We start from the raw sequence: 205 nt of genomic DNA, 5'->3' as shown, positions 1-205 counted from the left end.
CGCTCAGAACGGCGTTGCCGGTGAGGTCGATCTCGCCGTTGTCCGTGACCGTACCAGCACCGCTGATCGTGGCCCCGGTCACCGTCAGCTTGCCGTTGGCATCGACCGTGACGTTGCCGGCATTCGCGACCGTCGAGCCCTGGTCGACCGTCAGCGCGCCATTCGCCAGCACTTCGATCGTGCCGGTCGTCGCATTCGTGACCGT

At 66.3% G+C, this 205-nt stretch carries 1 protein-coding gene; it reads right to left on the bottom strand.

The window, feature by feature from the left end; translation table 11 throughout:
* A partial coding sequence (locus tag AC0L2J_RS34845; protein WP_473395989.1) for a hypothetical protein occupies positions 1 to 205 on the bottom strand: 205 nt, incomplete at both ends.

The organism is Bradyrhizobium sp. MV1.5, assembly GCF_055807615.1.
The sequence above is the reverse complement of the archived record's forward strand: the minus strand, read 5'-3'. Positions and strand labels throughout refer to the sequence as shown.